The following is a 24,108-nucleotide window of genomic DNA, read 5'->3' on the forward strand; positions in this document are numbered from 1 at the left end:
ACGGTGGATGTGCCGTGGAGGGTGGCGACCTCGGGTCGGCGCCACCGTCCCGCCCACGTCTGAACGGGGGTTGAACGCAGGGCGACGCCTCCGGATGCACTTCCATGAATCCGTCTGCACCGGACCACGAGAAGTCAAAAACCCGCCGTTCCGCTCAACCCGCGTACTCCGTACGGCTCATCCCCGCACCGCTCGACGCCGGACCGCTCAACCCCCGTGCTGCGACCGCGCCTTGAACGCGGCCTTGCGCGCTTCCTTCGCGATCCGCTTGTCGGGGTGGAGCCGCCCCATGGCCTCCAGCACGTCAGCCGTCGCGGGGTGGTCGACGCGCCAGGCCGCCGCGAAGAAGCCGCCGTGCTGCGCGGCCAGACCCTGCACCAGCTCCCGGAGCTCCTCGGAGTTGCCCTCCGCGGCCAGTTGTGCGGCGATCGTGTCGATGGTCAGCCAGAAGATCATCGCCTCGGAGGGCGGCGGCACGTCGGCCGCTCCCTGCTCGGTCAGCCAGACCCGGGCGAGACCGCCCAGTTCCGCGTCGTCGAGGACCTCGCGCAACGCCGGCTCGGCCTCCTGGCCGACGAGCGACAGCGCCTGCTGGCAGCGCAGCCGGCGCAGCGGCGCCCCCGCGTCGGCGCCCCGGGCCGCGGCCAGCAACTCGCGTGCCGCGGTGAGGGATTCGCGGCGCGCCAGCCACTGCTCGGTCTCGGCCTGCGCCGCCGCCTGGGGGAAGGCCGCCGTCCCGTCGAGGAGTGCGTCGGCCCCCTTGTCGGCGAGGTCACCCACCGCGGGCGCGCTGAACCCGGCCTCCATCAGCCGTGAGCGCAGCCCGTACCGGCCGAGGGGCGTCAGCCGCACCATGCCGTAGCGGGAGACGTCGGTGTCGTCGAGCGGCGCGGCCGGTTCCTCACCGGCGTCGGCGTCCGCCATCAGCGCCTCGTCCACCGGCTGGTACTCCACGAGTCCCACCGGTTCGAGCAGCCGGAACTGGTCGTCGAGCCGCATCATCGCGTCGGAGACCTGCTCGAGGACGTCGTTGGTGGGCTCGCCCATGTCGCTGGGCACGATCATCGACGCGGCGAGTGCGGGCAGCGGCACGGGTGCGTCACCGGGGCCGTCCTCGCTGACGGTGAGCAGGTAGAGGTTGCCGAGGACGCCGTCGAGGAACTCGGCCTCTCCCTCCGGGTCCCACTCCAGCCGGGAGACGTCGATCCCGCCGTCCTCGTCGAGTGCGTCCTCCAGGCCGTCCAGGTCGGGCACGCTGGCGTCGGCGAGCACCGTCTCCAGGGCGTCCTGCCACACGCCCAGGACGTCGTGCGGCGAGCCCGAGGTGAGCAGGCCCAGGTCCTCCCCGGCCGTGACGGTGCCCTCGTCCTCGTCGGTGATCTGCACGAGCCCGGTGTCCACGGCGACCCGCCACGCCTCGCTCGTGGCGGCCGCGGCGTCGTCCCCGCTCAGCCCGAGTGCCTCGGCGGCGGCGGGCAGTTGCTCGTCGACGAGTCCGCCCCCGGCGTCGACCCGCGTCTCGGGGCCGGCCCAGCGGGCGAGCCGCGCGGCCCGGGAGAGCAGCGGCGTGGACAACGCGTCCCGCGCCAGCTCCGCTTCGGGGTGCAGCCGCACCGGCGGCAGGGGCGAGCTGTCTGGCATCTGCTGGTTCTCCTCGGGCGTGTCGTACCACTCAACCGCTCAGCCTAGACGGATTTACACCCATGCCGCCCGGTTCATCTACCGGACAACGGCTGTACATGGCCGAAACCTTGACAACTCGCGTGACCAGGCAGGAGATTGACGCGCGTAGAAATCGAGCGGACATCTGTTCACCGGACTTCTACGCGCGTCGCGGACCGCCTCACGGTTCGCGGCCCAAGACCGGTTCCACGCACCACCCTCGTCCCGGCGCCCACGCACGTCCCCGGAGGGATTTCCGTTGCCGAGCAAGTCTTCCGCGCGTCTCGCCGCGCTCACCGTCGCCGCCGTCTGTTCCGCGGCGTCCGCCGTCGCCCTGACCTCCCCCGCGCACGCGGACTCCGTGCGCATCCATGACATCCAGGGCAGCACGCGCACGTCCGCGTACGCCGGACAGAAGGTCACCGACGTGGCCGGAATCGTCACCGGCGTGCGCACCTACGGCTCCTCCAGAGGCTTCTGGATGCAGGATCCGAACCCGGACGACAACCCGGCCACGAGTGAGGGCGTCTTCGTCTTCACCAGCTCCACCCCGAAGGCCGCCGTCGGTGACTCCGTCACGGTCACCGGCACGGTCTCCGAGTACGTCCCGGGCGGCACCTCGTCGGGCAACCAGTCGGTCACGGAGATCACCAAGCCGACGCTCACCACCGTCTCCACGGGCAACGCGGTGCCGGCCCCGACGGTGATCGACGCGAAGTCGGTGCCCGCCGCCTACACCCCGGCGGGCGACACCGCCGCGAACGGCTCGATCAACGGCCTCACCCTGCAGCCGTCGAAGTACGCCCTGGACTACTACGAGTCCCTGGAGGGCATGAACGTCCAGGTCGAGGACACCCGCGTGGTCACCGCCACCGACCCGTACGCCGAGCTGTGGGTCACGGTGAAGCCGCACGAGCACCCGACCCACCGCGGCGGCACGCTCTACGGCTCCTACGACTCGCAGAACACCGGCCGCCTGCAGATCCAGTCGCTGGGCGCGACCGCCGACTTCCCGATGGCGAACGTCGGCGACACGCTGGCCGGCACCACGGCCGGCCCGATGGACTACAACCAGTACGGCGGCTACACCCTCGTCGCGAGCCGGCTCGGCACGCTCAGGAGCGGCGGCCTGGAGCGCGAGACGACGAAGAAGCAGTCCCGCGGCGAACTGGCGGTCGCGACGTACAACGTCGAGAACCTCGACCCGTCCGACGGCACCTTCGACAAGCACGCCGCCGCGATCGTGAACAACCTCCAGTCGCCCGACATCGTGTCCCTGGAGGAGATCCAGGACAACAACGGCGCGACGAACGACGGCACGGTCGCCGCCGACGTGACGGTGAACAAGCTGATCGACGCGATCGTCGCGGCCGGCGGCCCGAAGTACGACTGGCGCGAGATCGACCCGGTCAACGACCAGGACGGCGGCGAGCCCGGCGGCAACATCCGCCAGGTGTTCCTCTTCAACCCCGAGCGGGTGTCCTTCACGGACCGGGCGGGCGGCGACTCCACCACCGCGGTGGGCGTCACCAAGGTGCACGGCAAGGCGCAGCTGACGGCCTCCCCCGGCCGTATCGCCCCGGCGGACACCGCCTGGGCCAACAGCCGCAAGCCGCTGGCCGGCGAGTTCGTCTTCCGCGGCAGGACGGTCTTCGTGATCGCCAACCACCTCAACTCCAAGGGCGGCGACCAGGGCCTGACGGCGCAGTACCAGCCGCCGGTGCGCAGTTCGGAGACCCAGCGCCACGCGCAGGCGACGCTGGTCAACTCCTTCGTCAAGAACATCCTCGACGTCCAGAAGAACGCGGACGTCATCGCGCTCGGCGACATGAACGACTTCGAGTTCTCCGACACCGCGGGGCTCCTCGAGGGTGACGGCGCACTGTGGTCGGCGATCAAGTCGCTGCCGAAGAGCGAGCGTTACACCTACGACTACCAGGGCAACCAGCAGGTCCTGGACCAGATCCTGATCTCCCCGTCGATCCGGCGCGGCTGCGACTTCGCCTACGACTCCGTGCACATCAACTCGGAGTTCCACGACCAGATCAGCGACCACGACCCGCAGGTGCTGCGCTTCAGGCCGTAACTCCGGCCTTTTCAGGGCTGGTTGAACACGCCGTTCAGCCAGCCCTGCCAGGCGGCCTCGCACTCCTTGATGTCGGTGCCCGGCGTGAAGTCGTGCAGGGAGATGCCGACCGGGTGGCCCCAGTGGTTGCGCCCGAAGACACGGGTGAGGCCCCGGTCCGTGCGCAGTCCGATGAAGTACGGGTTGCGGAAGTCGACCACGGCGTCGAACTCGTCGGGCCCCCGGACCGTCGCCCGGGTGCCGGCGGCCACGTCCTCGCCGATACCGAGCGCCCGCCCGACGACGGCGAGGGCGTCGGCGGCCTTCGATGCCTCGGGTCCGTCGAACGTCGCGAACGCGGCGGGCCGGGGCGCGAAGTGGACCAGGTACTCGCGCAGGGTGTGCAGATAGAAGTCGGTGTGCTTGGCGGCGCCGTCGTACTGGTTGTCCCAGTCGTCGACGAAGATGCCGCTGTGCACGTACCGCACCCAGGCCCGCCGCCCTCCGTCGCGGGCCTCCACCGTGTAGTCGAGCTGGTTGAGGGTCTGCCCGGAGATGCCCTCGACGTCCTCGACGCGGTTGGTGTAGCGGTGCGGCGGGTCCCAGGCGACGACCTTGGACCCGAAGGGCCCCTTGCCGCCGACCCGGGGCTCCGGCGGCTCCATCGGCCACAGATACCCTCCGGTGCCTGTGGTGATCGCCTCCCACACCTGCTCCGGGGTGGCGTCGACCTCGAACTCGCGGGCGATCTCGAATTCCTTGGACATGGTGGGCTCCTTACTGGTCCGGCTCGGTTGCCTTGAGGGTGGGATGGACGGCCACGACGATCCGGTGGTCGCGCCCGCCGCCGGCGTCGGGGGCGTCGTACTTGCGGATCAGGGCGGTGACCCCGGCCGTCAGCTCCTGCACGAACGCGGCCCGGTCGGCGGCCGAGGCGAAGCGGACCTCGCCGTCGAGCGCGTACGTCGCCAGCCGCTTGCGGGCCTTGGCGGCACCGGTGATCAGCGAGCCGACGTCGCGCACCAGGCGGGCGCCGAGGGCGAGCAGCCAGCGTGCGGAGAGCTGGTCCCGGAAGCGGTCCGGGTCCGGCTGCACGGCGGCGAGCGCGAGCGGCGAGATGACGTACGACGCCGCCGTCGCCCGCATCAGCCGCTCGGTGACGTTGCCCTTGCGGCGTTCCCCGGCCAGTTCGACCAGGCCGTGCCGCTCCAGCGCCTTGAGGTGGTAGTTCACCTTCTGCCGCGGCAGTCCGACCTGGCCGGCCAGCATCGCCGCCGACGCGGGTCCTGCGGCGAGCTCGGCGAGCAGCCGGGCCCTGATGGGGTCCAGGGAGACGGCGGCGGCCTCGGGGTCCTCGATCACGGTCACGTCCAGCATGCGTCCACCGTCTCACCGAACACTTTTTTTGTCCAGACGGTTCGAGTTTTCGGTAGGTGCTCGGGGAACTGCGCGGGCGTGCGCGTCCGGACACGCCGGAGGGGCCGGGTCAGCCGACCCGGCCCCTCGTGCTGCGATCTGCGGTTCTCCTACTTCTTGGGGTACCTCCACCCCACCACCACGACCGTGACCAGGGCCGCCCCGATGAGGAGCGTGGGCCGCGGATGGCGCATCGCGGCCTGCACGAGCGGCCGCGCGGGCTGCGGCACGCCGCCCACCACCCGGTGCTCCAGATCGTGCCCGGTCGACCGAGCCGTGTCCTGTGTGGAGTGACTCGCCTTCACCGCCCTGTCCTGGACCTTGTGCCCGGCGTACGTCGCCTTCTCCTGCACCGTGTGGCCCGCCTGCGCGGCGGTGCTGCGCAGCTGCACGGTCATCGCACCGGCCTTGTCCCTGAGGTCGGCGGCCCGCGCCCTCGCACGCCCCTTCACATCCATCTTGCCTGCCAACTCCTCAACTGTCCGCCCGAGTTCACTGCGCGTCCGCTCGATCTGCCGGCGCAGCTCGTCGGGCCCCTTCGCGCCCGTCTGCGCGGGCGCCGCCTTGTCGGTCATCGGTGTGCCCTTTCCCTGATCTCCTCGACGTCGGCCCTGACGCTGCCGAGGGCCTCCTCCGGAGTGGGCGGCACGGCCTGGCGCAGCTGGGCGCGCCCGGTCGCGGCGAGCGCGCTCGCGATCACGAACAGCACGCCGGTCACGATGAGTGCCGCGGCCCAGACGGACAGCACCAGGGAGAGGGCGGCGACGGCCGTGCCAGCCGACGCGAGCAGGCCGGCGTAGGCGAACGCGCCCGCGGCGCCCAGGAGTCCGCCGCCGCGCCCGGCACGGCGGCCCTTGGCTGTCAGCTCCTCCTTGGCGAGGGCCACTTCCTGTCGTACCAGCCGGGAAAGCTGTTCGGTTGCCTGGCCGACGAGCTCGCCCACCGAGTGGTGCTCGTCGCGCACCGGCCCGGGGTGCATGGTCCCGGTCACGGCGTCGCCTCCTGTCGTGTTCCTTTCGTCCGGAACACTCCGGGTACCCCGGCCCGGAACGGCTACCCCTGCCGCTCGCCGGGCCCAGGCCCGGGCTCACCGAGCCGGGAGAGCTGGGTCTGGAACCAGTCGAGCCGCGCCTGCAACAGGGCTGCCTCCGCGGCGAGTTCGGGCACGCCGAGCCCCTCGGCCGACGGGAGTCCGGCCGCAACCGGTGCCGCGCCGCCCGCGACCACCCGCAGCCCCTCCCCCGCCAGGCGTGCGAAGCCGGCGAGCGAGACGGACGTACGGGCGCGGACGCAGCCCGCGCAGGAGGGGGCGAGAGCGCGCCAGCCGGGCCTGCCCCAGCCCGCGTCGGCCAGCGCCACGGAGGCCGCGCCGCAGACGCAGGGGCCAACCGTGGCGATCCGTACCCGCTGGCGGGCGTAGCGGAAGCCGCGCTCGAAGCGGATGAACGCGCCCAGCACGGACACCTCGAGCAGCACGGCCGCCCGGTGCTCGGCCGTGCACAGCATCGCCTCGGCCGCCGCGCGCTCGTGCACGCAGTGGAAGCCGCAGGCGCAGCGGCGGTGCGGCGCCCTGTGGCGCAGGCCGTAGACGCAGGACGCGTCGGCCAGGACTCCGTACGGCAGCGCGCCGCCCAGCGACACACCGGTGAACCCGCCCCGGGTGCCGTCCTGGGACAGCACCGGGTGGGCGATCTTGTATCCGGTCGGCGGCTCCGTCGGGCGTTCCTCCGGAAGCCGCAGTCTCATCGGGCCGCCGGAACCTCTTCGGGAGCCTTCAGTTCCTGGATCTCCTCGGGGAGTTCGAGATCTTCGGGTTCCTGAACCTGTACCTGCGGCCGCTCTTCCGCGACTCCCGTGGTCAGTGCCTTGCCGAGCTTCATGTCGCCTCCCATGACGCTGCCGGTCCCCTTCTGGCCATGGTGACTCATGAACGGTCGTTTTGGACATAGGGCCCCGCGCCGACCTCGACGACACAGTTCTGCTTAGTGATATCTCGTAGAAGAATTAAGTGGAGCTTCACTGTCGCCGTGCCGACACTCTTCCCATGACGACTGCCACCGCCTCCGCGCCTCCCTTCGGCCGTGCCCTCTGCGCGATGATCACCCCCTTCACCGCGGAGGGCGCGCTCGATCTGGAGGGTGCGCAGCGGCTCGCCGGGCGGCTGGTGTCCCGGGGGTGCGACGGGCTGGTGCTCTCGGGCACCACGGGCGAGTCGCCGACCACGACGGACGCCGAGAAGGCGGCGCTGGTCGAGGCGGTGCGGGAGGCGGTGGGCGACCGGGCGTCGGTGGTGGCGGGGGTCGGGACCTTCGACACCCGGCACACCGTGGAGCTCGCCCGTCAGGCCGAGAAGGCGGGCGCGGACGGTCTGCTGGTGGTCAGCCCGTACTACAGCAGGCCGCCGCAGGACGCGGTGGAGGCGCATTTCCTGGCGGTCGCGGACGCGGTGGGCCTGCCGGTCGTGCTGTACGACATCCCGGGCCGCACCGGCACGCGCATCGAGTCCGGCACGGTGCTGCGGCTCGCCGAGCACCCGAGGATCGTGGCGGTCAAGGACTGCTCCTACGACTTCCTGGCCGCCCAGAAGGTGCTGGCCCGCACCGACTTGGCGTACTACGCGGGCTGTGACGAGCACAACCTCGCGCTCTACGCGGTGGGCGGCGCGGGCTACATCAGCACGGTCGCGAACGTCGTCCCGGAGCAACTCCGCGCCGTCATCGACGCGTTCGAGGCGGGCGACACCCCCGTGTCCGCCCGCCTCCAGCAACGCGCCACGCCGCTCGTCGAGTTGATGATGGCGGCGGGACTGCCCGGCTCGGTCACCGCCAAGGCCCTGCTCAACGAGCTCGGCCTGCCCGGCGGCCCGGTCCGCGCCCCGCTCAGGCCCGCCGGCCGGGAGGCGGTCGACGGGCTGCTCGCGGCGTACGCCGAGTGTGTGGGCGGCTGACGGTCAGCGCTCGGCGAAGACGGGCTCCCAGCGCCCGGCGGCGCCGTCGTTGCCCAGCCGGAAGCCGCTGAGCGGGACCTCCTTGTCGCTGCCGACGGTGACCAGCACCAGCTGCTGATGGAACTCGTTGCTGCCCGGGATGATGTCCCAGGCGATCAGCGACTTCTCGCCGACCCAGGCGAGCAGCTGCTGGCCGTGCACCTCGGTCCGGTGGCCGGTGACGGAGTCGACGATCCAGGACGACGTCTTCCACTTCTCGCCCGCGAAGTCACCGGCGACGAGCCTGCCGCTCGGCGACTTCTGCGCGTCGACGTACCACTCCAGGTACCGCTCCGCCGCCGGTACGGCGATCTCCCTGCCGCCGAGTTCGTAGAACTGCTTGCCGATGTCTCCGGCTGGGTTGCCGGCCCATACGTACCTGCCGTCGTGGCTGAAGGCGAAGTCCTGACGGGCGTTGATGAAACCGGCACCCATCGGGTCGTTCGGGTCGGCATGGAGGTCGACCTTGCTCCAGGAGCCGTTGCCGGACCCCACGTCGAGGACGTAGAAGCCGGTGCGGCTGGACGGCTCCTTCGCGCCCCAGCCGTCGGAGCCCTGCGTCCTGACCCGCTGGTCGGGGTTCTCGCCGTACGTCGTCGCGACGAGCCTGCCCCCGTCGCGGGAGAACGCGAGCCCGGCCACGCCGTGGTCGACGTGGATCCACCGCCCGACCTTGCCGGTGTCCAGGTCGAGCAGGCCGATCCGGGAGGCGGGCAGGGTGCGTTCGAGGACGGCGGCGGTCCTCATGCCGGGGGCCACGGCGACGTAGGACCACCGGGTGTCCTTCACGTACCTGCGGGTCTTCCGGTCCAGCAGCCAGTAGGTGCGCTGCCAGACGGCGTGCCCGGCCGACAGCTTGACGGTCCTCGGGACGTAGTACGCGGCGAGCGTGGTGTCCCCGGCCGAGATCAGGTCGCGCGGCGGCGACTGGTCGGGGTGGGCGTGGACGCCGTCCTGCCGGACGACCCCCGAAGGCCGTACGTCGTCCTTGCCGGAGTCGAGCAGCGGTACGGCCACCGCGACGGCGACCACGGCGGCCGTCGCGGCGGCGGCGGCCGCGATCCGGCGGGTGCGGCGGCGCCGGTGCAGGGCGAGCACCCGGTCGGCCAACCCCGCCCCGGCGGAGCCCTGTTCGGCGGCCTGCTCGCGTAGTGCGTCGCGTACGAGTTCGTCGACGTTCACGGACGCACCTCCAGGGGCGAGCAGTCGCGGGACTCCGTCGGTTCGGCGTCCGCGGGGCCGAGCACGGCCAGCTCCGGCGCCAGCGCGCGCAGCCGGGCGAGGGAGCGGTGGGTGGTGGAGCGGACGGTGCCCACGGAGCAGCCGAGCAGCTGGGCCACGTCGGCCTCCGGCAGGTCCTCGAAGTAGCGCAGCACCAGCACGGTGCGCTGGCGCGGGGTGAGCCGGCCGAGCGCCTGGCGCATCACGACGCGCAGGTCGGCCGCGGCGGCCGGGTCGGCGGGCTGCGGGTCCCGTTCGGGCGGCTCGGCGACGCTGACCTCGCGCCTGGGCCACTTCAGCCGCCAGCGGCCGATCTGCTGGCGGTAAAGGACGCGGCGTACGTACGCCTCGGGCTCCTCGATCCGCTGCCACTTCGCCGCCGTCTTGACGAGCGCGTTCTGCAGCAGGTCCTCGCCGGCGTGCCGGTCTCCCCCGCAGAGCAGCACGGCGGTCTTCAGCAGGGCCGACGACCTGCCGTCCACGAACTCGCGGAAGCTCTCGAGCCCTTCGGCATCCATCGTCACCTTCTCTTCCCCCGGCGGTCACCCCTGTGCCCGCCCCTGTGCCCCTTGTGACGCGCCCGGCCGCCCGGCGCTATGCCTGCCCTGCCGAAGAATTTTCCGTACGTTGTTGCCGTGAGCCGCCCGCTGCTGTTCCTCGACGTCGACGGCCCCCTCAACCCGTGGGGAGCCCAGCCGTACGGACGCCCCGACGGCTACACGCAGATCCTGGTCGCCCTGCACCCGGGCCGCGCCCTGCCCGTCTGGCTGAGCCCGTCCCACGGCCCGGCGCTGCTCGCCCTCGGCTACGAGCTGTGCTGGGCGACGACGTGGATGGACGCGGCCAACCGCTGGATCGCTCCCGTGGTCGGGCTGCCCGAGCTGCCGTACGTCGACTTCGGCGCGGGCCTGTTCACCGTCCGCCCCGACGGGGTGCACTGGAAGACGGAGGCGATCGTGCGGTACGCCGGTCGCCGTCCCTTCGCCTGGGTCGACGATGAGCAGAGCCCGGCCGACCAGCGGTACGTGGCCGCCCACCACCCGGCCCCCGCGCTCCTGCACCACGTCAGCCCGCGCCTCGGCCTGCGCGAGGGGGACTTCGGCGCCCTGGCGGAGTTCGCGGCGGCGCTGAAGCCGGACGGCTCCTGACGCGGCGCACAACCAGGAGCGCCCTCCCGTACGGCGACGGAAGGGCGCTCGGCGTGGCCGCGGTGCTAGTTGTGGCTGTGCAGGATCTCGTTCAGGCCGCCCCAGACCGCGTTGTTCGGGCGGGCCTCGACCGTGCCGGTGACCGAGTTGCGGCGGAAGAGGATGTTGGAGGCGCCGGAGAGCTCGCGCGCCTTGACGATCTGCCCGTCGGGCATGGTGACGCGGGTGCCCGCGGTGACGTACAGGCCGGCCTCGACCACGCACTCGTCGCCGAGCGCGATGCCGACGCCCGCCTCGGCGCCGATCAGGCAGCGCTCGCCGATGGCGATGATGACGTTGCCGCCGCCGGAGAGCGTGCCCATGGTGGAGGCTCCGCCGCCGATGTCCGAACCGTCGCCCACGACCACACCGGCGGAGATCCGGCCCTCGACCATGGAGGTGCCCAGCGTCCCGGCGTTGAAGTTGACGAAGCCCTCGTGCATGACCGTGGTGCCCTCGGAGAGGTGCGCGCCCAGCCGCACCCGGTCCGCGTCGGCGATCCGGACGCCCTTGGGGGCGACGTAGTCCGTCATGCGCGGGAACTTGTCGACCGAGGTCACCTGGAGGTGCAGCCCCTCGGCACGGGCGTTGAGCCGCACCTTCTCGACGTCGTCGACGGCGACCGGGCCGAGCGAGGTCCAGGCGACGTTGGCGAGGAAGCCGAACATGCCGTCCAGGCTCTGGCCGTGCGGCTTGACCAGGCGGTGCGAGAGCAGGTGCAGCCGCAGGTAGACGTCGTGCGCGTCGATCGGCTTCTCGTCGAGGGAGGAGATGACCGTGCGCACCGCGACCACCTCGACGCCGCGGCGGGCGTCCGGACCGATCGCCTTCGCCGCGCCCTCGCCGAGCAGCTCCACGGCCTTCTCTGCGGACAGCCGCTCGCTGCCGGCCGGGCCGGGCTGTCCGCTCAGCTCGGGCGCGGGGAACCAGGTGTCGAGAACAGTGCCGTCGGCGGCGATCGTGGCAAGCCCGGCGGCCACGGCGCCGGTGGTGCGAGGAGCAGTCGTGTCGGTCATGAGGGCAACCTAACCGGCCGGAGGGCACCGAGGCCAACCGCCGGGGGCGCCGTCTCAGGGACCGGGCCGCCGCTCCGTCCTCACCGGCCGGGACCTCACCGTTTCCCGCCGTCGGCGGCCGGCACGGACATCACCCGTGCCAGCGCCTCGCGCGCGAACCCCTCGTCGTACGCCGTCCCGGTCAGCAGCACCTGGAGACAGATCCCGTCCATCAGCGCGACCAGCGCCCGCGCCGTGACCGCGTCGGTGTGCAGGGCGAGCCTCTCGGCGAGGTCCTCGCACCACTCGGCGGCGACGGGGCGCAGGGCGGGGCGGCGCAGGGCGGCGAGGTAGAGCTCGTACTCCAGCTCGACGCCGGTGCGGTCGCCGCTCAGCCACTCGCCCAGTATCCGCGCGAGGTCGGCGGCCAGGTCGCCCCGCGCGTCCGCCAGGGCGCCGTGCGCGGCGACGACCTTGGCGAAGCCCTCGTTCGCCTGCCGCAGGGCGGCCACCATCAGCTCGTCGAGGGTCTTGAAGTGGTACGTCGTCGAGCCGAGCGGCACGTCGGCCTCGGCGGCGACCGAGCGGTGGCTCAGGCCCGCCAGGCCCTTGTCCCCCACCACCCGGATCGCCGCGTCGATGATCCGCTGGCGCCGGTCGGGGTCGTAGCGGCGGGCCATCAGTGCGCGCCCCCGAGGTTGAGCACGACGACCCCGGCGATGATCAGCGCGATACCGGCGGCCTTCTGGACGGTCATCCCCTCCCCGAGGAACACCATCCCGATCCCCACGATGGCCGCGGTGCCGAGGCCGGCCCAGATCGCGTAGGCCGTGCCGACGGACATGCTCCGCAGCGTCTGGGCGAGCAGCCAGAAGGACACGACGTAACCGACGAGCGTCAGCACCGACGGCCACAACCTGCTGAAGCCGTCGCTGAACTTCATCGCGGTGGTGCCGCCCACCTCGGCGGCTATGGCCGCGAGAAGCGTCAGGATTCCCATGCGTACGAGTGTACATAACGGCGCTCACATCGTGGCTGGATGCGCTCCGCACGAAAAGGTCCAACTTTCATGGAAACCGCTCACTGATACGCCTCCCGGTAACGCCCCCGCTCCACTAGGGTTTCACCGCTCGCCCCCACCCCCCTCACACCCCCGGCCGCCACCACACGCGCCGCTGGAGGACCTTGCATGCCTGGAACCACCCCCGAGCCGCCCGCCCGCGCATCCTGGGAGAACGGCTGGGCCCCCGACACCTCCCGCACCCCCGGAACCCGAAGACTCTGGCTGGCGGGCGCGCTGGCCGTGGCGACGATCGTCGCGTGCGTGACGTCAATCGCCTTGATGGACAACGGTCCTGATGGGCCGTCACAGTCATCCGGGGATCCGTCGGCATCGGCGTCCGCCTCGGGCCCCGGGCTGATCTCCTACGCCACTCCGTCCGTCACGAAGGGCACGACGACACCCGCGGGAACGAGCGGCTCGCCGTCCGCGAAGACCGGCACGTCCGCCGCGTCCGATCCGCACGAGTCCGCGGCCGGCGGGTCCGGGAACTCCAAGTCGCCCGCGGCGCAGACGAGTTCACCGGGCCACGCCAAGCCCTCCGCCACCTACAGGTCGGTGCGCTCGGTGAACTACCCCGACCGCTACTGGCACGTCAGCGGCGGTCTGGTGAAGCTCGACCCGATCGCGTCCTCCGCTGCCCGCCGCGATGCCACCTTCACGGTGGTCAAGGGCCTGGCCGACGCGTCCTGTTACTCCTTCGCCACGGCCGGCGGCACCTATCTCCGCCACCGTGACTTCCTGCTGCGCTCCGAACGCGACGACGGCTCCGCCCTGTTCAAGCAGGACGCGACGTTCTGCCCGCGGACGTCGTCCTACCCGGGCGCGGTCATGCTGGAGTCGGTGAACTACCCGGGCCGCTATCTGCGCCACCAGAACTTCCAGCTCAAGCTGGACCCTTACCAGCAGAGCGATCTCTACCGGGCGGATTCGGCGTTCCGGCTCGTCAGCGGGATCGCCTGAGCGGACCCACCCGGCGCGGCTAGGCGTCGCGGAAGGCGATCAGCGAGACCTTCGGGCGCAGCACGCAGAACTCGTTGCCCTCCGGGTCGGCCAGCACCACCCAGCCGGCCCCGTTCCCCTGCCCGATGTCGACGCGCCGCGCCCCGAGGGAGAGGATGCGCTCCACCTCGGTGTCCTGGTCGTCGGGGGCGAGGTCGAAGTGCAGCCGGTTCTTGACGGTCTTCGGGTCGCTCACCGGCATGAAGCAGATGCCGGTCGCGGCGAACTCGTCCGGCCCGATGACGACTTCACGCGGTTTCTCCGACAGAACGTGCCAGTCCAGCACCCGGCACCAGAAGCGGGCGAGTCCGGGCAGGTCGTGGGCGTCGACGACGAGGTGATGCAGCGAAACGGCCATACCCGTAAAGGTATGGCCGTTTCACATGGGTGCGGCGGAACTCAGACGTTGAAGCCCAGCGCCCGGAGCTGCTCCCGCCCGTCGTCGGTGATCTTGTCCGGGCCCCACGGCGGCATCCAGACCCAGTTGATGCGCAGTTCGTTGACGAGGCCGTCCGTGGCGGACTTGGCCTGGTCCTCGATGACGTCCGTCAGCGGGCAGGCCGCGGAGGTCAGGGTCATGTCGATCGTCGCGATGTTCGCGTCGTCGATGTGAATGCCGTAGATCAGCCCGAGGTTGACCACGTCGATGCCCAGCTCGGGGTCGACGACGTCGTACAGCGCCTCGCGGATCTCTTCCTCCGAGGCCGGCTTCATCTCAACGGTCTCGCTCATGCCGTCTTCCTTTCGGCGTCGGCTCCGCCCAGCACCTGGGCCGTCGCGTCCTTCCACGCCATCCAGCTCAGGAGGGCGCACTTGACCCGGGCCGGGTACTTGGAGACGCCGGCGAACGCGACCGCGTCCTCCAGCACCTCCTCCATCGCGTCGTCGGGCTCGATCTTGCCCTTGGACTGCATCAGCTCCAGGAACGTCTCCTGGATCTTCCGCGCGTCCGTCAGGTCCTTGCCGACCAGCAGTTCGTTCAGCACGGAGGCGGAGGCCTGGCTGATGGAGCAGCCCTGGCCCTCGTACGAGACGTCCTCGATCCTCGTGCCGTCGTACTTCACGCGGAGGGTGATCTCGTCACCGCACGTCGGGTTCACATGGTGCACCTCGGCGTCGCCGTCCCTGAGACCACGCCCGTGCGGGTTCTTGTAGTGGTCCAGGATGACTTCCTGGTACATCGAGTCCAGCTTCATGCGATCGCTCGTCCCGTCCCGTCAGCCGAAGAAGTTCCGTACGTGCTCCAGCCCGTCGACCAGAGCGTCGATCTCGGCCGGCGTGGAGTACAGATAGAACGACGCCCGGGTGGTCGCAGGAATTCCGTAGCGGAGGCAGACCGGCCGCGCGCAGTGGTGGCCGACGCGCACCGCGATGCCCTGCTCGTCGAGGACCTGGCCGACGTCGTGCGGGTGGATGTCCCCGAGGGTGAAGGAGATCGCCGCGCCGCGGTCCTCGGCCGTGGCCGGGCCGATGATCCTGAGGTCGGGGACCTCGGCCAGCCGCTTCACCGCGTACTCGGTGATCGCGTGCTCGTGGGCGAGGATCTTGTCCATGCCGATGGCGTTCAGGTAGTCGATCGCCGCACCCAGGCCGACCGCCTGCGCGATCGGCGGGGTGCCCGCCTCGAACTTGTGCGGGGCCGGAGCGTACGTCGACGAGTGCATCGACACGGTCTCGATCATCTCGCCGCCGCCGAGGAACGGAGGCAGGTCCTCCAGCAGCTCCTGGCGGCCCCACAGGACGCCGATGCCGGTCGGGCCGCACATCTTGTGGCCGGTGAAGGCCACGAAGTCGGCCTGGAGGGCCTGGACGTCCAGCGGCATGTGGGGCGCCGCCTGGGAGGCGTCGATGCAGACGAGGGCGCCGACCTCCTGGGCGCGGCGGATTATCGTCTCGACCGGGTTGACCGTGCCCAGGATGTTGGACACCAGCACGAAGGAGACGATCTTCGTCTTCTCCGTGATGATCTCGTCGATGTTGGACAGGTCGAGGCGGCCGTCGTCGGTGAGGCCGAACCACTTCAGCTTCGCGCCCGTGCGCTGCGCCAGCAGCTGCCACGGAACGATGTTGGAGTGGTGCTCCATCTCCGTGATGACGATCTCGGTCTCATGGTCCACCCGGTAGGGCTCGTCGGCCCAGCCGAGCATGTTCGCCACGAGGTTGAGCGACTCGGAGGCGTTCTTGGTGAAGATCACCTCGTCGCGGCTCGGCGCGTTGATGAACGACGCGACCTTGTCGCGAGCGCCCTCGTACAGCGCCGTGGCCTCCTCGGCGAGCACATGCACACCGCGGTGGACGTTGGCGTTGTAGCGCTCGTAGTACTCGTTCAGTGCGTCCAGCACCTGGCGCGGCTTCTGCGAGGTCGCCGCGTTGTCCAGGTACACGAGCTTCCGACCGTCGTGGACCTGGCGGTCCAGGATGGGGAAGTCCTTGCGGATCGCCTCTGTGTCGAGGAGGCCCGGCAGCTGTGTCACGCGGATGCGCCACCCTTCGTGTCGACTACGTCGTGCTTCGCATACGCCTCGTACCCCTCGTCCTCCAGCTTGTCGGCGAGCTCGGCGCCGCCGGACTCGACGATGCGGCCGCCGGAGAAGACGTGGACGTAGTCGGGCTTGATGTAGCGCAGGATGCGCGTGTAGTGCGTGATCAGCAGGGTGCCGACCTCACCGGTCTCGCGGACGCGGTTGACGCCCTCGGAGACGACTCGCAGGGCGTCGACGTCGAGGCCGGAGTCGGTCTCGTCGAGGATCGCGATCTTCGGCTTGAGCAGTTCCAGCTGGAGGATCTCGTGGCGCTTCTTCTCACCGCCGGAGAAGCCCTCGTTGACGTTGCGCTCGGCGAAGGACGGGTCCATGTTGAGACGCTCCATGGTCTCCTTGACCTCCTTCACCCAGGTGCGCAGCTTGGGGGCCTCGCCGCGGATGGCGGTGGCGGACGTCCGCAGGAAGTTCGACACGGAGACACCCGGGACCTCGACCGGGTACTGCATCGCCAGGAACAGGCCCGCGCGGGCGCGCTCGTCGACGGACATCTCCAGGACGTCCTCGCCGTCGAGGGTGACGGTGCCGCTGGTGATCGTGTATTTCGGGTGACCCGCGAGCGAGTAGGCGAGGGTCGACTTGCCGGAGCCGTTGGGGCCCATGATGGCGTGCGTCTCGCCCTGCTTCACGGTGAGGTCGACGCCCTTGAGGATCTCCTTCGTGGCGTTGTCGGCCTCGACGGTGACGTGCAGGTCTCGGATTTCAAGCGTTGCCATGGGTGCCTCAGGACTCCTGGGTGAGGGAGACGAGCACGTCGTCCCCTTCGATCTTTACGGGGTATACGGGGACGGGGCGCGTCGCGGGAAGGCCGGACGGTTTGCCGGTGCGCAGGTCGAAGCTGGAGCCGTGCAGCCAGCACTCGATCTGGCAGTCCTCCACCTCGCCCTCGGAGAGCGAGACGTTCGCGTGGGAGCAGATGTCGTTGATCGCGAACACCTCCCCCTCGGTCTTCACGACCGAGACCGGCGTGCCGTCGAGTTCCACCCGCTTCGGGGTGTCCTCCTCCAGCTCGTCCAGCCCGCAGACGCGTACGAAAGCCGACATCAGACCGACGCCTCCAGCTCCTCGTCGATCTTCTCGAGCAGCCGCGCCTCGATGTCGTCGACGCCGATCTGCTGGACCAGCTCGGCGAAGAAGCCGCGGACCACGAGGCGACGGGCCTCGTCGGCGGGGATGCCGCGGGCCATCAGGTAGAAGAGCTGCTCGTCGTCGAAGCGGCCGGTCGCGGAGGCGTGTCCGGCGCCGACGATCTCGCCGGTCTCGATCTCGAGGTTCGGCACGGAGTCGACGCGGGCGCCGTCCGTCAGGACGAGGTTCCGGTTCATCTCGTACGTGTCCGTGCCCTCGGCCTTGGCCTCGATGAGCACGTCGCCGATCCACACCGCGTGGGCGCCGTCGCCCTGCAGGGCGCCCTTGTAGGCCACATTGGACTTGCAGTGCGGGGTGTTGTGGTCGACCAGGAGGCGGTGCTCCTGGTGCTGGCCGGCGTCCGTGAAGTACAGCCCGAACAGCTCGGCCTCGCCGCCGGTGCCGGCATAGGCGACGCGCGGGTGGAGGCGTACGAGATCACCGCCGAAGGTGACGACGAACGACTTGAAGGTGGCGTCCCGGCCGATCAGGGCGTTGTGCTGGCCCACGTGCACGGCCTTGTCGTCCCAGTCCTGGACCGAGACGACGGTCAGCTTGGCGCCGTCGCCCAGGATGTAGTCGACGTTGGCGGCGAGCACTGCGTCACCGGTGTGGTCGATGACGACGACGGCCTCGGCGAAGGCTCCGAGCTCGATGACCTGGTGGCCGTAGGCGACCCCGCCCTCACCGTGCACGGCGATGCGGATCGGCTCGGTGAGGACCGTCTCCTTGGGGACGGTGACCACGCCGGCCTTGTCGAATGCCGAGTACGCCTGGGCGGCGACACGGTCCACCGGGGTGCCCGCCCTGCCGATCCGGGCGTCGTCACGGCCGACGGTCTCGACGGTGACGCCCTCGGGGGCCTCCACGGCGACCTTCACGCCCTCGCCGGTCGCGACGGCGGTGCCGTCGTGCAGCCCGCGCAGGCGCTCCAGCGGAGTGAACCGCCACTCCTCCTCGCGGCCGTGCGGGACCGGGAAGTCCGCGACGTCGAAGGACGGGGGCGCGCTCATGCGCGTGGCGACGGTCGACTCGGCGGCCACCGCGATCTGGCCCGCGGTGGTGGATCCCACGGGGATGTTCTGAGCCTCAGCCATGGCTGTCGGTCTGCTCTCTTCCTACGTCAGAAAATTGCCGGCTGCTGTCGGGGGCGGGCCTCAGCCGACCGCACCTTCCATCTGCAGCTCGATCAGCCGGTTGAGCTCGAGGGCGTACTCCATGGGCAGCTCCTTCGCGATGGGCTCGACGAAGCCTCGCACGATCATCGCCATCGCCTCGAACTCGCTCAGACCGCGGCTCATCAGGTAGAAGAGCTGGTCCTCGGAGACCTTGGAGACGGTCGCCTCGTGGCCCATGGACACGTCGTCCTCGCGGACGTCCACGTAGGGGTACGTGTCCGAGCGGGAGATGGTGTCGACGAGCAGCGCGTCGCACAGCACGTTGGACTTGGAGCCGTGGGCGCCCTCGGCGATCTCGACGAGACCGCGGTAGGACGTACGTCCGCCACCGCGCGCCACGGACTTCGAGACGATGTTGGAGGAGGTGTTCGGCGCCATGTGGACCATCTTGGAGCCGGCGTCCTGGTGCTGGCCCTCGCCCGCGAAGGCGATGGAGAGGGTCTCGCCCTTGGCGTGCTCGCCCATCAGGTAGACGGCCGGGTACTTCATGGTCACCTTGGAGCCGATGTTGCCGTCGACCCACTCCATGGTCGCGCCCTCGTAGGCCACGGCGCGCTTGGTGACCAGGTTGTAGACGTTGTTCGACCAGTTCTGGATGGTCGTGTAGCGGCAGCGGGCGTTCTTCTTGACGATGATCTCGACGACCGCGGAGTGCAGCGAGTCCGACTTGTAGATCGGGGCGGTGCAGCCTTCGACGTAGTGCACGTAGGCGCCCTCGTCGACGATGATCAGGGTGCGCTCGAACTGGCCCATGTTCTCCGTGTTGATACGGAAGTAGGCCTGGAGCGGGATCTCTACGTGCACGCCCTTCGGCACGTAGATGAAGGAGCCGCCGGACCACACGGCGCTGTTCAGCGACGCGAACTTGTTGTCGCCGACCGGGATGACCGTGCCGAAGTACTCCTTGAAGAGCTCCGGGTGCTCCTTCAGCGCGGTGTCGGTGTCGAGGAAGATGACGCCCTGCTCCTCCAGGTCCTCGCGGATCTGGTGGTAGACGACCTCCGACTCGTACTGCGCCGCGACACCGGCGACGAGGCGCTGCTTCTCCGCCTCGGGGATGCCGAGCTTGTCGTAGGTGTTCTTGATGTCCTCGGGCAGGTCCTCCCAGGACTCCGCCTGCTTCTCCGTGGAGCGCACGAAGTACTTGATGTTGTCGAAGTCGATGCCCGACAGGTCCGAGCCCCAGTTCGGCATGGGCTTCTTGTCGAAGAGGCGCAGGCCCTTGAGGCGGAGCTTGGTCATCCACTCCGGCTCGTTCTTCTTGGCGGAGATGTCCCGGACGACGTCCTCGTTGATGCCTCGCTTGGCAGAGGCACCGGCCTCGTCGGAGTCGGCCCAGCCGTATTCGTACTTACCCAGGCCTTCGAGCTCGGGGTGGGCAGTCTCCTCGATGGGGAGTGTCATGCGGGGTTCCTCCCGGCCGTACTTGCAGATGCGTTGTGAAGATCTGTCTGGTGGGAAATCTTGGGGATGAACGTCGTGCAGACGCCGTCACCGTGCGCGATGGTCGCCAGTCGCTGTACGTGGGTTCCCAGCAGCTGGGAGAAGATTTCGGTCTCCGCCTCGCAGAGCTGTGGGAACTTTTCCGCGACATGGGCGACGGGGCAGTGGTGCTGGCACAGCTGCTCGCCGACCGGTGCGCTGCGCGCCGTAGCAGCGTACCCGTCCACGCTCAGCGCCTTGGCCAGGGCTTCCGTACGCTCCTCGGGGGCGGCGGCCTCGATCGCCTTGCGGTAGGCGTCGGCCTGCTCCGCGATCCTCGCGCGCGCGAAGGCCACGACCGCCTCGTCCCCGCCGAACCGCTCCTGGATCCAGCGCAGGGCGTCCGCGGCGAGCTTGTCGTACGACTGGTCGAAGGCGTCACGGCCGCAGTCGGTGAGCGCGAAGACCTTGGCGGGACGGCCTCGGCCGCGGGCTCCGTAGACCCGCTGCTCCCGGGCTTCCACGACGTCGTCGGCGACCAGTGCGTCGAGATGCCTGCGTACGGCGGCCTGGGTCAGGCCCAGCCGGCCGGCCAGCTCGGCGACGGTCGACGGCCCGTGGTCCAGGATGGACCGCGCGACCCGGTTGCGCGTCGAGCGCTCACCGGTCGCGAACTCCTCCTGAGGGGCCCCCGTGGGGGTCTCCCGAGCCTCGCCGACGTTTTTCACAACACCATTGTTGCGTAATTCTCCAGGAGCGGGCAAGTGGCGTCCCGCCGGGCGGGCGGTGCCCTACGTCACTTAGGTCTACCTAATCTGACCTGCGGAAACGATCATTGATCGATCAGATCGGCGCCCTGGTGACGGCGCTCGCAGGCGGCTGCGGATTTCGCCGGCACCCTCTGCGACCGGCGCTCTTGCCCCTCGCGGCACAGTCGCCACACAATCTCGAAGCAGTGCGGCCGAACCGGTGAACCCGGTCCGCCGGCCGCCGGCTCGTGGCGTCCGGTGGAGATCCTGCACCCGCCCTACGGGAGAGGGAACGCCCTACCTAGACTCGGGCCCATGCGAAGTGAGCCCGTGGTCCAGGTTCAGGCCCTGGTGAAGCGGTACGGCACGAAAACCGCTGTGGACGGCCTCGACCTGGTGGCCCAGGCGGGCGTGACCGCCGTACTCGGCCCGAACGGCGCGGGCAAGACGACCACCGTGGAGACCTGCGAGGGATACCGCAGACCGGACTCCGGAACGGTGCGCGTGCTCGGCCTCGACCCGGTGCGCCAGGCCCGCCGGCTGCACCCCCGCATCGGCGTGATGCTGCAGTCCGGCGGTGTCTACTCGGGCGCGCGGGCGGACGAGATGCTGCTGCACGTGGCGAAGCTGCACGCGAACCCGCTGGACGTCGGCGCCCTGATCGAGCGGCTGGGGCTCGGCTCCTGCGGCCGTACGACGTACCGCCGGCTCTCCGGCGGCCAGCAGCAGCGCCTGGCCCTCGCGATGGCGGTCGTGGGCCGCCCGGAACTGGTGTTCCTGGACGAGCCGACCGCCGGTCTCGACCCGCAGGCCCGCCGCGCGACCTGGGACCTGATCGGCGATCTGCGCGCCGACGGCGTCTCGGTCATCCTCACCACGCACTACATGGACGAGGCCGAGCAGCTCGCCGACGACGTCGCGATCATCGACGCCGGCCGGGTCATCGCCCAGGGCTCCCCGGAGGACCTGTGCCGCGGCGGCGCCGAGAACACGCTGCGCTTCGTCGGCCGCCCGGGCCTGGACGTCGGCTCCCTGCTCAAGGCGCTCCCCGCCGACTGCTCGGCGGCGGAACTGACGCCGGGCTCGTACCGGGTGAACGGCAAGGTCGATCCGCAACTGCTCGCGACGGTGGCGTCCTGGTGCGCGCAGCACGGGGTGATGCCGGACCGGATCTCGGTCGAACGGCACACCCTCGAAGACGTGTTTTTGGAACTGACGGGCAAGGAGCTCCGCTCGTGACCACGGCCACCGGTACGTACGCGCCGAAGCCCGGCGCGGCGCCCCTGACCCGCATGCTCGCGGCGCAGACGGCGCTCGAGACGAAGATGCTGCTGCGCAACGGCGAGCAGCTGCTGCTGACGATCGTGATCCCTACGCTGCTGCTGGTCCTGTTCAGCTCGGTCGACATCGTGGACACCGGCGCGGGCAGCTCCGTCGACTTCCTCGCCCCCGGCATCCTGGCCCTCGCGGTGATGTCGACGGCGTTCACCGGCCAGGCCATCGGCACGGGCTTCGAACGCCGCTACGGCGTCCTGAAGCGCCTCGCCTCCTCCCCGCTCCCCCGCTGGGGCCTGATGACCGCGAAGACGGCGTCGGTGCTGGTGACGGAGATCATGCAGGTGATCCTGCTGACGGTGATCGCCTTCACGCTGGGCTGGTCGCCGCACGGCAGCCCGGGAGCCGTCCTGCTCCTGCTGATCCTCGGCACGGCCGCCTTCTCGGGCCTCGGGCTGCTGATGGCCGGCACGCTCAAGGCGGAGGCGACCCTGGCCGCCGCGAACCTCGTCTTCCTGCTGCTGCTGGTGGGCGGCGGCGTGATCGTCCCGATGGACAAGTTCCCGCAGGGCGCCCAGGACGTGCTCGGCCTGCTGCCCATCTCGGCGCTCTCCGACGGCCTGCGGGACGTGCTCCAGCACGGGGCGGGCATGCCCTGGGGCGACCTGGGGATCCTGGCCGTGTGGGCCGTCGTGGGGCTGGCGGCGGCCGGGAAGTTCTTCCGCTGGGAGTAGAGGCGGCATGGACCCTCGTGAACGTGTGCACAAGCGGGCGCCTACGATGGGGCCCGTGCCAAACGTGACCCGCGCCGACGCCTTGGCGGCACTGCGCAACCCGCTCTCCTTCATCGCAGCCCGCTGGACCCCCACACCCAGGACGGTCCGGCGCGCGGCACTCTCCGCGCTCGTCATGGCGGTGATCATCGTGGTCACCGGCGGTGCGGTGCGGCTGACCGGTTCCGGGCTCGGCTGCCCGACCTGGCCGACGTGCACGGACACCTCGCTCACGACGACCAGCGCGATGGGCTTCCACGGAGCCATCGAGTTCGGCAACCGCATGCTGACCTACGTGCTCTGCGCGGCCGTCGGCTGGGCGATCATCGCCGCCCGGTCCGAGAAGCCGTACCGGCGCAGCCTGACCCGCCTCGGCTGGGCCCAGTTCTGGATCGTGATGAGCAACGCGATCCTCGGCGGCATCGTGGTGCTGGTCGGCCTGAACCCCTACACGGTCGCCGCCCACTTCCTGCTCTCCACGGGCCTGATCGCGGTCGCCACACTCATGTGGCAGCGCACCCGTGAGGGCGACGGCGCGTCCCGTCCGCTGGTCGGCAAGCCGGTCCAGCAGCTCGTGTGGTTCCTGGTCCTCGCCTCGGTGCTGCTGATCGCGGTCGGCACGGTGGTGACCGGCGCCGGGCCGCACGCGGGCGACTCCAAGGAGGTCGAGCGGATCCCGATCGACTGGGAGACGGTCGCCAAGCTGCACGCCGTGCTCGCCTGGATCGTGGTCACGCTGACCTTCGCCCTGTGGTTCATCCTCAAGGCGGTCGACGCCCCCAAGGGCCCGATGGCCCGCACCCGTGAGCTGTTCCTGATCCTGCTGGCCCAGGGCGTCATCGGCTACGTCCAGTACTTCACGCACCTCCCCGAGGTCCTCGTCGGCCTCCACATGCTGGGCTCGACGCTGATCTGGATCTGGGTCCTGCGGGTGCTGCTGGCGCTGCGCGAGCGGCCGGAGACCACCCTGGAGATCCCGGGCCCGGCACAGTCGGGATCAGCGGTCGGGGCCGGGGTCTGACCCGTCGTCGCCCCGCTCCCCCGCGGACCGGGCCCTGCCGCCCGCGTCGCCGGACAGGCGGTCGGTGGTCTGCTCGGCGGGTGCGAGCAGCGTGTCGAACACGGTGACGAGCTTCTGCACGGTCTGCCGGGAGAACATCCCGACCAGCGCGGCCACGGCGGCCACTCCGTACGGGTTGATGTCGCCGGACGAGGCCATCGTCGTGGTGAGCCCGCCGCGCAGGACGCAGTACACGACGAGCGCCAGCACCGCTCCGACGACCGGCTCCAGCGCGTACATCAGCAGCCAGCTGCGCCGCAGCCGGCGGTTGCCGACGTACTCGTAGAGCGAGCGCAGGACGTGGATCAGGGACCCCAGGCCGCCCGCCGCGGCGACGACGAGGAACAGCCGTGTGTCGCGCGGCAGCACGGCGTGCCACAGCAGGAGTC

Annotated in this window: 29 protein-coding genes; 7 read left to right on the top strand and 22 right to left on the bottom strand. The window is 70.5% G+C overall.

All coding sequences use genetic code 11. The features are described 5' to 3' along the window. Nucleotides 1-207 precede the first annotated feature (207 nt). Nucleotides 208-1,641, bottom strand: coding sequence for a hypothetical protein (locus tag ACIBN2_RS40680; RefSeq protein ID WP_399142426.1), 1,434 nt, complete (start codon nt 1,639-1,641; stop codon nt 208-210). Between the two features lie 280 nt (nt 1,642-1,921). Here ACIBN2_RS40680 and ACIBN2_RS40685 point away from each other — a divergent pair, with 280 nt between their 5' ends. Continuing rightward, entirely contained in the window at nt 1,922-3,748 is a 1,827-nt protein-coding gene (locus tag ACIBN2_RS40685) for an endonuclease/exonuclease/phosphatase family protein (RefSeq protein ID WP_399142427.1), read from the top strand. An 11-nt stretch (nt 3,749-3,759) separates the two neighbouring features. Here ACIBN2_RS40685 and ACIBN2_RS40690 read toward each other — a convergent pair whose 3' ends face one another. The 6 genes from ACIBN2_RS40690 to ACIBN2_RS40715 form a co-directional block, all read right to left on the bottom strand. Continuing rightward, nucleotides 3,760-4,494, bottom strand: a complete 735-nt coding sequence (locus tag ACIBN2_RS40690) for an SRPBCC domain-containing protein (RefSeq protein WP_399142429.1) — start codon at nt 4,492-4,494, stop codon at nt 3,760-3,762. Nucleotides 4,495-4,504: 10 nt separating this feature from the next. Next, the gene (locus tag ACIBN2_RS40695) at nt 4,505-5,104 is read right to left on the bottom strand and encodes an ArsR/SmtB family transcription factor (protein ID WP_399142431.1); all 600 of its coding nucleotides are present in this window, start codon (nt 5,102-5,104) and stop codon (nt 4,505-4,507) included. Between the two features lie 149 nt (nt 5,105-5,253). After that, nucleotides 5,254-5,718: a DUF3618 domain-containing protein gene (locus tag ACIBN2_RS40700; RefSeq protein WP_399142433.1), complete on the bottom strand. Its 465-nt coding sequence runs from the start codon at nt 5,716-5,718 to the stop codon at nt 5,254-5,256. Beyond that, the gene (locus ACIBN2_RS40705) at nt 5,715-6,134 is read right to left on the bottom strand and encodes a phage holin family protein (RefSeq protein ID WP_399142434.1); all 420 of its coding nucleotides are present in this window, start codon (nt 6,132-6,134) and stop codon (nt 5,715-5,717) included. Before ACIBN2_RS40705 ends, ACIBN2_RS40700 begins: the two co-directional genes overlap by 4 nt. Nucleotides 6,135-6,196: 62 nt before the next feature. Next, nucleotides 6,197-6,889, bottom strand: a complete 693-nt coding sequence (locus tag ACIBN2_RS40710) for a hypothetical protein (RefSeq protein WP_399142436.1) — start codon at nt 6,887-6,889, stop codon at nt 6,197-6,199. Then, the gene (locus ACIBN2_RS40715) at nt 6,886-7,023 is read right to left on the bottom strand and encodes a hypothetical protein (protein ID WP_399142438.1); all 138 of its coding nucleotides are present in this window, start codon (nt 7,021-7,023) and stop codon (nt 6,886-6,888) included. Before ACIBN2_RS40715 ends, ACIBN2_RS40710 begins: the two co-directional genes overlap by 4 nt. A 164-nt stretch (nt 7,024-7,187) precedes the next feature. On the opposite strand from ACIBN2_RS40715, the gene dapA reads away from it, so the two are divergent. After that, a complete protein-coding gene (gene dapA / locus ACIBN2_RS40720) occupies nt 7,188-8,090 on the top strand; it encodes a 4-hydroxy-tetrahydrodipicolinate synthase (RefSeq protein WP_399142439.1) in 903 nt (300 codons plus the stop codon). Nucleotides 8,091-8,093: 3 nt separating this feature from the next. Here the strand turns inward: dapA and ACIBN2_RS40725 are convergent, their stop codons facing one another. Together ACIBN2_RS40725 and ACIBN2_RS40730 are read right to left on the bottom strand one after the other, a co-directional pair. After that, entirely contained in the window at nt 8,094-9,311 is a 1,218-nt protein-coding gene (locus tag ACIBN2_RS40725; protein ID WP_399142441.1) for a WD40 repeat domain-containing protein, read from the bottom strand. Further along, on the bottom strand, nt 9,308-9,868 hold the full coding sequence (locus ACIBN2_RS40730) for a SigE family RNA polymerase sigma factor (RefSeq protein WP_399142443.1): 561 nt from the start codon (nt 9,866-9,868) through the stop codon (nt 9,308-9,310). Before ACIBN2_RS40730 ends, ACIBN2_RS40725 begins: the two co-directional genes overlap by 4 nt. Before the next feature lie 117 nt (nt 9,869-9,985). Here ACIBN2_RS40730 and ACIBN2_RS40735 point away from each other — a divergent pair, with 117 nt between their 5' ends. Continuing rightward, nucleotides 9,986-10,498, top strand: coding sequence for a hypothetical protein (locus tag ACIBN2_RS40735; RefSeq protein WP_399142444.1), 513 nt, complete (start codon nt 9,986-9,988; stop codon nt 10,496-10,498). 65 nt (nt 10,499-10,563) lie between these two features. Here ACIBN2_RS40735 and dapD read toward each other — a convergent pair whose 3' ends face one another. The 3 genes from dapD to ACIBN2_RS40750 form a co-directional block, all read right to left on the bottom strand. Next, entirely contained in the window at nt 10,564-11,553 is a 990-nt protein-coding gene (gene dapD / locus ACIBN2_RS40740) for a 2,3,4,5-tetrahydropyridine-2,6-dicarboxylate N-succinyltransferase (protein WP_399142446.1), read from the bottom strand. Between the two features lie 95 nt (nt 11,554-11,648). Then, nucleotides 11,649-12,212, bottom strand: a complete 564-nt coding sequence (locus tag ACIBN2_RS40745) for a TetR/AcrR family transcriptional regulator (RefSeq protein ID WP_399142448.1) — start codon at nt 12,210-12,212, stop codon at nt 11,649-11,651. Continuing rightward, complete coding sequence (locus ACIBN2_RS40750; RefSeq protein WP_399142450.1) at nt 12,212-12,532, bottom strand: DMT family transporter; 321 nt, start codon at nt 12,530-12,532, stop codon at nt 12,212-12,214. The genes ACIBN2_RS40745 and ACIBN2_RS40750 overlap by 1 nt, the downstream gene beginning before the upstream one ends. Before the next feature lie 189 nt (nt 12,533-12,721). Here ACIBN2_RS40750 and ACIBN2_RS40755 point away from each other — a divergent pair, with 189 nt between their 5' ends. Beyond that, the gene (locus ACIBN2_RS40755; RefSeq protein ID WP_399142451.1) at nt 12,722-13,555 is read left to right on the top strand and encodes an AbfB domain-containing protein; all 834 of its coding nucleotides are present in this window, start codon (nt 12,722-12,724) and stop codon (nt 13,553-13,555) included. A 19-nt stretch (nt 13,556-13,574) separates the two neighbouring features. Here the strand turns inward: ACIBN2_RS40755 and ACIBN2_RS40760 are convergent, their stop codons facing one another. From ACIBN2_RS40760 to ACIBN2_RS40800, 9 genes are read right to left on the bottom strand one after another with little or no spacing between them, the layout of a single operon-like run. Beyond that, on the bottom strand, nt 13,575-13,952 hold the full coding sequence (locus ACIBN2_RS40760; protein WP_399142453.1) for a VOC family protein: 378 nt from the start codon (nt 13,950-13,952) through the stop codon (nt 13,575-13,577). A gap of 41 nt (nt 13,953-13,993) precedes the next feature. Continuing rightward, entirely contained in the window at nt 13,994-14,326 is a 333-nt protein-coding gene (locus ACIBN2_RS40765; RefSeq protein WP_058926035.1) for a metal-sulfur cluster assembly factor, read from the bottom strand. Beyond that, nucleotides 14,323-14,790 carry a Fe-S cluster assembly sulfur transfer protein SufU gene (sufU, locus tag ACIBN2_RS40770; RefSeq protein WP_399142455.1) on the bottom strand — a complete coding sequence of 156 codons (468 nt, stop codon included), beginning with the start codon at nt 14,788-14,790 and terminating at the stop codon, nt 14,323-14,325. The genes ACIBN2_RS40765 and sufU overlap by 4 nt, the downstream gene beginning before the upstream one ends. Nucleotides 14,791-14,811: 21 nt before the next feature. Continuing rightward, nucleotides 14,812-16,068, bottom strand: coding sequence for a cysteine desulfurase (locus tag ACIBN2_RS40775; protein WP_399142457.1), 1,257 nt, complete (start codon nt 16,066-16,068; stop codon nt 14,812-14,814). Next, nucleotides 16,065-16,850: a Fe-S cluster assembly ATPase SufC gene (gene sufC, locus ACIBN2_RS40780; RefSeq protein ID WP_399142459.1), complete on the bottom strand. Its 786-nt coding sequence runs from the start codon at nt 16,848-16,850 to the stop codon at nt 16,065-16,067. The genes ACIBN2_RS40775 and sufC overlap by 4 nt, the downstream gene beginning before the upstream one ends. Nucleotides 16,851-16,857: 7 nt before the next feature. Continuing rightward, the gene (locus tag ACIBN2_RS40785) at nt 16,858-17,178 is read right to left on the bottom strand and encodes a bifunctional 3-phenylpropionate/cinnamic acid dioxygenase ferredoxin subunit (RefSeq protein ID WP_399142461.1); all 321 of its coding nucleotides are present in this window, start codon (nt 17,176-17,178) and stop codon (nt 16,858-16,860) included. Next, nucleotides 17,178-18,359 (bottom strand): Fe-S cluster assembly protein SufD, encoded by a 1,182-nt coding sequence (gene sufD / locus ACIBN2_RS40790; protein ID WP_399142463.1) that lies wholly within the window; start codon nt 18,357-18,359, stop codon nt 17,178-17,180. The genes ACIBN2_RS40785 and sufD overlap by 1 nt, the downstream gene beginning before the upstream one ends. A gap of 60 nt (nt 18,360-18,419) precedes the next feature. Next, nucleotides 18,420-19,844, bottom strand: a complete 1,425-nt coding sequence (gene sufB, locus ACIBN2_RS40795) for a Fe-S cluster assembly protein SufB (RefSeq protein ID WP_399142464.1) — start codon at nt 19,842-19,844, stop codon at nt 18,420-18,422. After that, on the bottom strand, nt 19,841-20,590 hold the full coding sequence (locus ACIBN2_RS40800; RefSeq protein ID WP_399142466.1) for a helix-turn-helix transcriptional regulator: 750 nt from the start codon (nt 20,588-20,590) through the stop codon (nt 19,841-19,843). The genes sufB and ACIBN2_RS40800 overlap by 4 nt, the downstream gene beginning before the upstream one ends. Before the next feature lie 336 nt (nt 20,591-20,926). Between ACIBN2_RS40800 and ACIBN2_RS40805 the strand changes: the two genes are divergently transcribed. Genes ACIBN2_RS40805 through ACIBN2_RS40815 form a run of 3 tightly spaced genes read left to right on the top strand, consistent with a single transcriptional unit; the run spans nt 20,927 to nt 23,680 of the window. Next, nucleotides 20,927-21,850: an ABC transporter ATP-binding protein gene (locus ACIBN2_RS40805; protein ID WP_399142467.1), complete on the top strand. Its 924-nt coding sequence runs from the start codon at nt 20,927-20,929 to the stop codon at nt 21,848-21,850. Between the two features lie 53 nt (nt 21,851-21,903). Continuing rightward, the gene (locus ACIBN2_RS40810) at nt 21,904-22,620 is read left to right on the top strand and encodes an ABC transporter permease (protein ID WP_399142521.1); all 717 of its coding nucleotides are present in this window, start codon (nt 21,904-21,906) and stop codon (nt 22,618-22,620) included. Between the two features lie 46 nt (nt 22,621-22,666). Continuing rightward, nucleotides 22,667-23,680 (top strand): heme A synthase, encoded by a 1,014-nt coding sequence (locus tag ACIBN2_RS40815; RefSeq protein WP_399142468.1) that lies wholly within the window; start codon nt 22,667-22,669, stop codon nt 23,678-23,680. On the opposite strand, the gene ACIBN2_RS40820 is transcribed toward ACIBN2_RS40815, so the two are convergent. Then, entirely contained in the window at nt 23,657-24,088 is a 432-nt protein-coding gene (locus ACIBN2_RS40820; RefSeq protein WP_399142470.1) for a hypothetical protein, read from the bottom strand. The two genes, ACIBN2_RS40815 and ACIBN2_RS40820, sit on opposite strands and share 24 nt — an antisense overlap. Nucleotides 24,089-24,108 lie beyond the last annotated feature (20 nt).

Origin of the sequence: Streptomyces sp. NPDC050534 (assembly GCF_044457745.1) — a bacterium.
Classification (GTDB): Bacteria; Actinomycetota; Actinomycetes; order Streptomycetales; family Streptomycetaceae; genus Streptomyces.

Bases quoted from the DNA above. Each gene is read 5' to 3' on its own strand.
- ACIBN2_RS40785 (WP_399142461.1), bottom strand. From the start codon at position 17,178: ATGTCGGCTTTCGTACGCGTCTGCGGGCTGGACGAGCTGGAGGAGGAC.
- ACIBN2_RS40710 (WP_399142436.1), bottom strand. From the start codon at position 6,889: ATGAGACTGCGGCTTCCGGAGGAACGCCCGACGGAGCCGCCGACCGGA.
- ACIBN2_RS40805 (WP_399142467.1), top strand. From the start codon at position 20,927: ATGCGAAGTGAGCCCGTGGTCCAGGTTCAGGCCCTGGTGAAGCGGTAC.
- ACIBN2_RS40810 (WP_399142521.1), top strand. From the start codon at position 21,904: ATGCTCGCGGCGCAGACGGCGCTCGAGACGAAGATGCTGCTGCGCAAC.
- dapA (WP_399142439.1), top strand. From the start codon at position 7,188: ATGACGACTGCCACCGCCTCCGCGCCTCCCTTCGGCCGTGCCCTCTGC.
- ACIBN2_RS40680 (WP_399142426.1), bottom strand. From the start codon at position 1,641: ATGCCAGACAGCTCGCCCCTGCCGCCGGTGCGGCTGCACCCCGAAGCG.
- ACIBN2_RS40815 (WP_399142468.1), top strand. From the start codon at position 22,667: ATGGGGCCCGTGCCAAACGTGACCCGCGCCGACGCCTTGGCGGCACTG.
- ACIBN2_RS40760 (WP_399142453.1), bottom strand. From the start codon at position 13,952: ATGGCCGTTTCGCTGCATCACCTCGTCGTCGACGCCCACGACCTGCCC.
- ACIBN2_RS40750 (WP_399142450.1), bottom strand. From the start codon at position 12,532: ATGGGAATCCTGACGCTTCTCGCGGCCATAGCCGCCGAGGTGGGCGGC.
- ACIBN2_RS40745 (WP_399142448.1), bottom strand. From the start codon at position 12,212: ATGGCCCGCCGCTACGACCCCGACCGGCGCCAGCGGATCATCGACGCG.
- ACIBN2_RS40695 (WP_399142431.1), bottom strand. From the start codon at position 5,104: ATGCTGGACGTGACCGTGATCGAGGACCCCGAGGCCGCCGCCGTCTCC.
- ACIBN2_RS40690 (WP_399142429.1), bottom strand. From the start codon at position 4,494: ATGTCCAAGGAATTCGAGATCGCCCGCGAGTTCGAGGTCGACGCCACC.
- sufU (WP_399142455.1), bottom strand. From the start codon at position 14,790: ATGAAGCTGGACTCGATGTACCAGGAAGTCATCCTGGACCACTACAAG.
- ACIBN2_RS40730 (WP_399142443.1), bottom strand. From the start codon at position 9,868: ATGGATGCCGAAGGGCTCGAGAGCTTCCGCGAGTTCGTGGACGGCAGG.
- ACIBN2_RS40715 (WP_399142438.1), bottom strand. From the start codon at position 7,023: ATGAAGCTCGGCAAGGCACTGACCACGGGAGTCGCGGAAGAGCGGCCG.
- sufB (WP_399142464.1), bottom strand. From the start codon at position 19,844: ATGACACTCCCCATCGAGGAGACTGCCCACCCCGAGCTCGAAGGCCTG.
- ACIBN2_RS40765 (WP_058926035.1), bottom strand. From the start codon at position 14,326: ATGAGCGAGACCGTTGAGATGAAGCCGGCCTCGGAGGAAGAGATCCGC.
- ACIBN2_RS40755 (WP_399142451.1), top strand. From the start codon at position 12,722: ATGCCTGGAACCACCCCCGAGCCGCCCGCCCGCGCATCCTGGGAGAAC.
- dapD (WP_399142446.1), bottom strand. From the start codon at position 11,553: ATGACCGACACGACTGCTCCTCGCACCACCGGCGCCGTGGCCGCCGGG.
- ACIBN2_RS40700 (WP_399142433.1), bottom strand. From the start codon at position 5,718: ATGACCGACAAGGCGGCGCCCGCGCAGACGGGCGCGAAGGGGCCCGAC.
- sufD (WP_399142463.1), bottom strand. From the start codon at position 18,359: ATGGCTGAGGCTCAGAACATCCCCGTGGGATCCACCACCGCGGGCCAG.
- sufC (WP_399142459.1), bottom strand. From the start codon at position 16,850: ATGGCAACGCTTGAAATCCGAGACCTGCACGTCACCGTCGAGGCCGAC.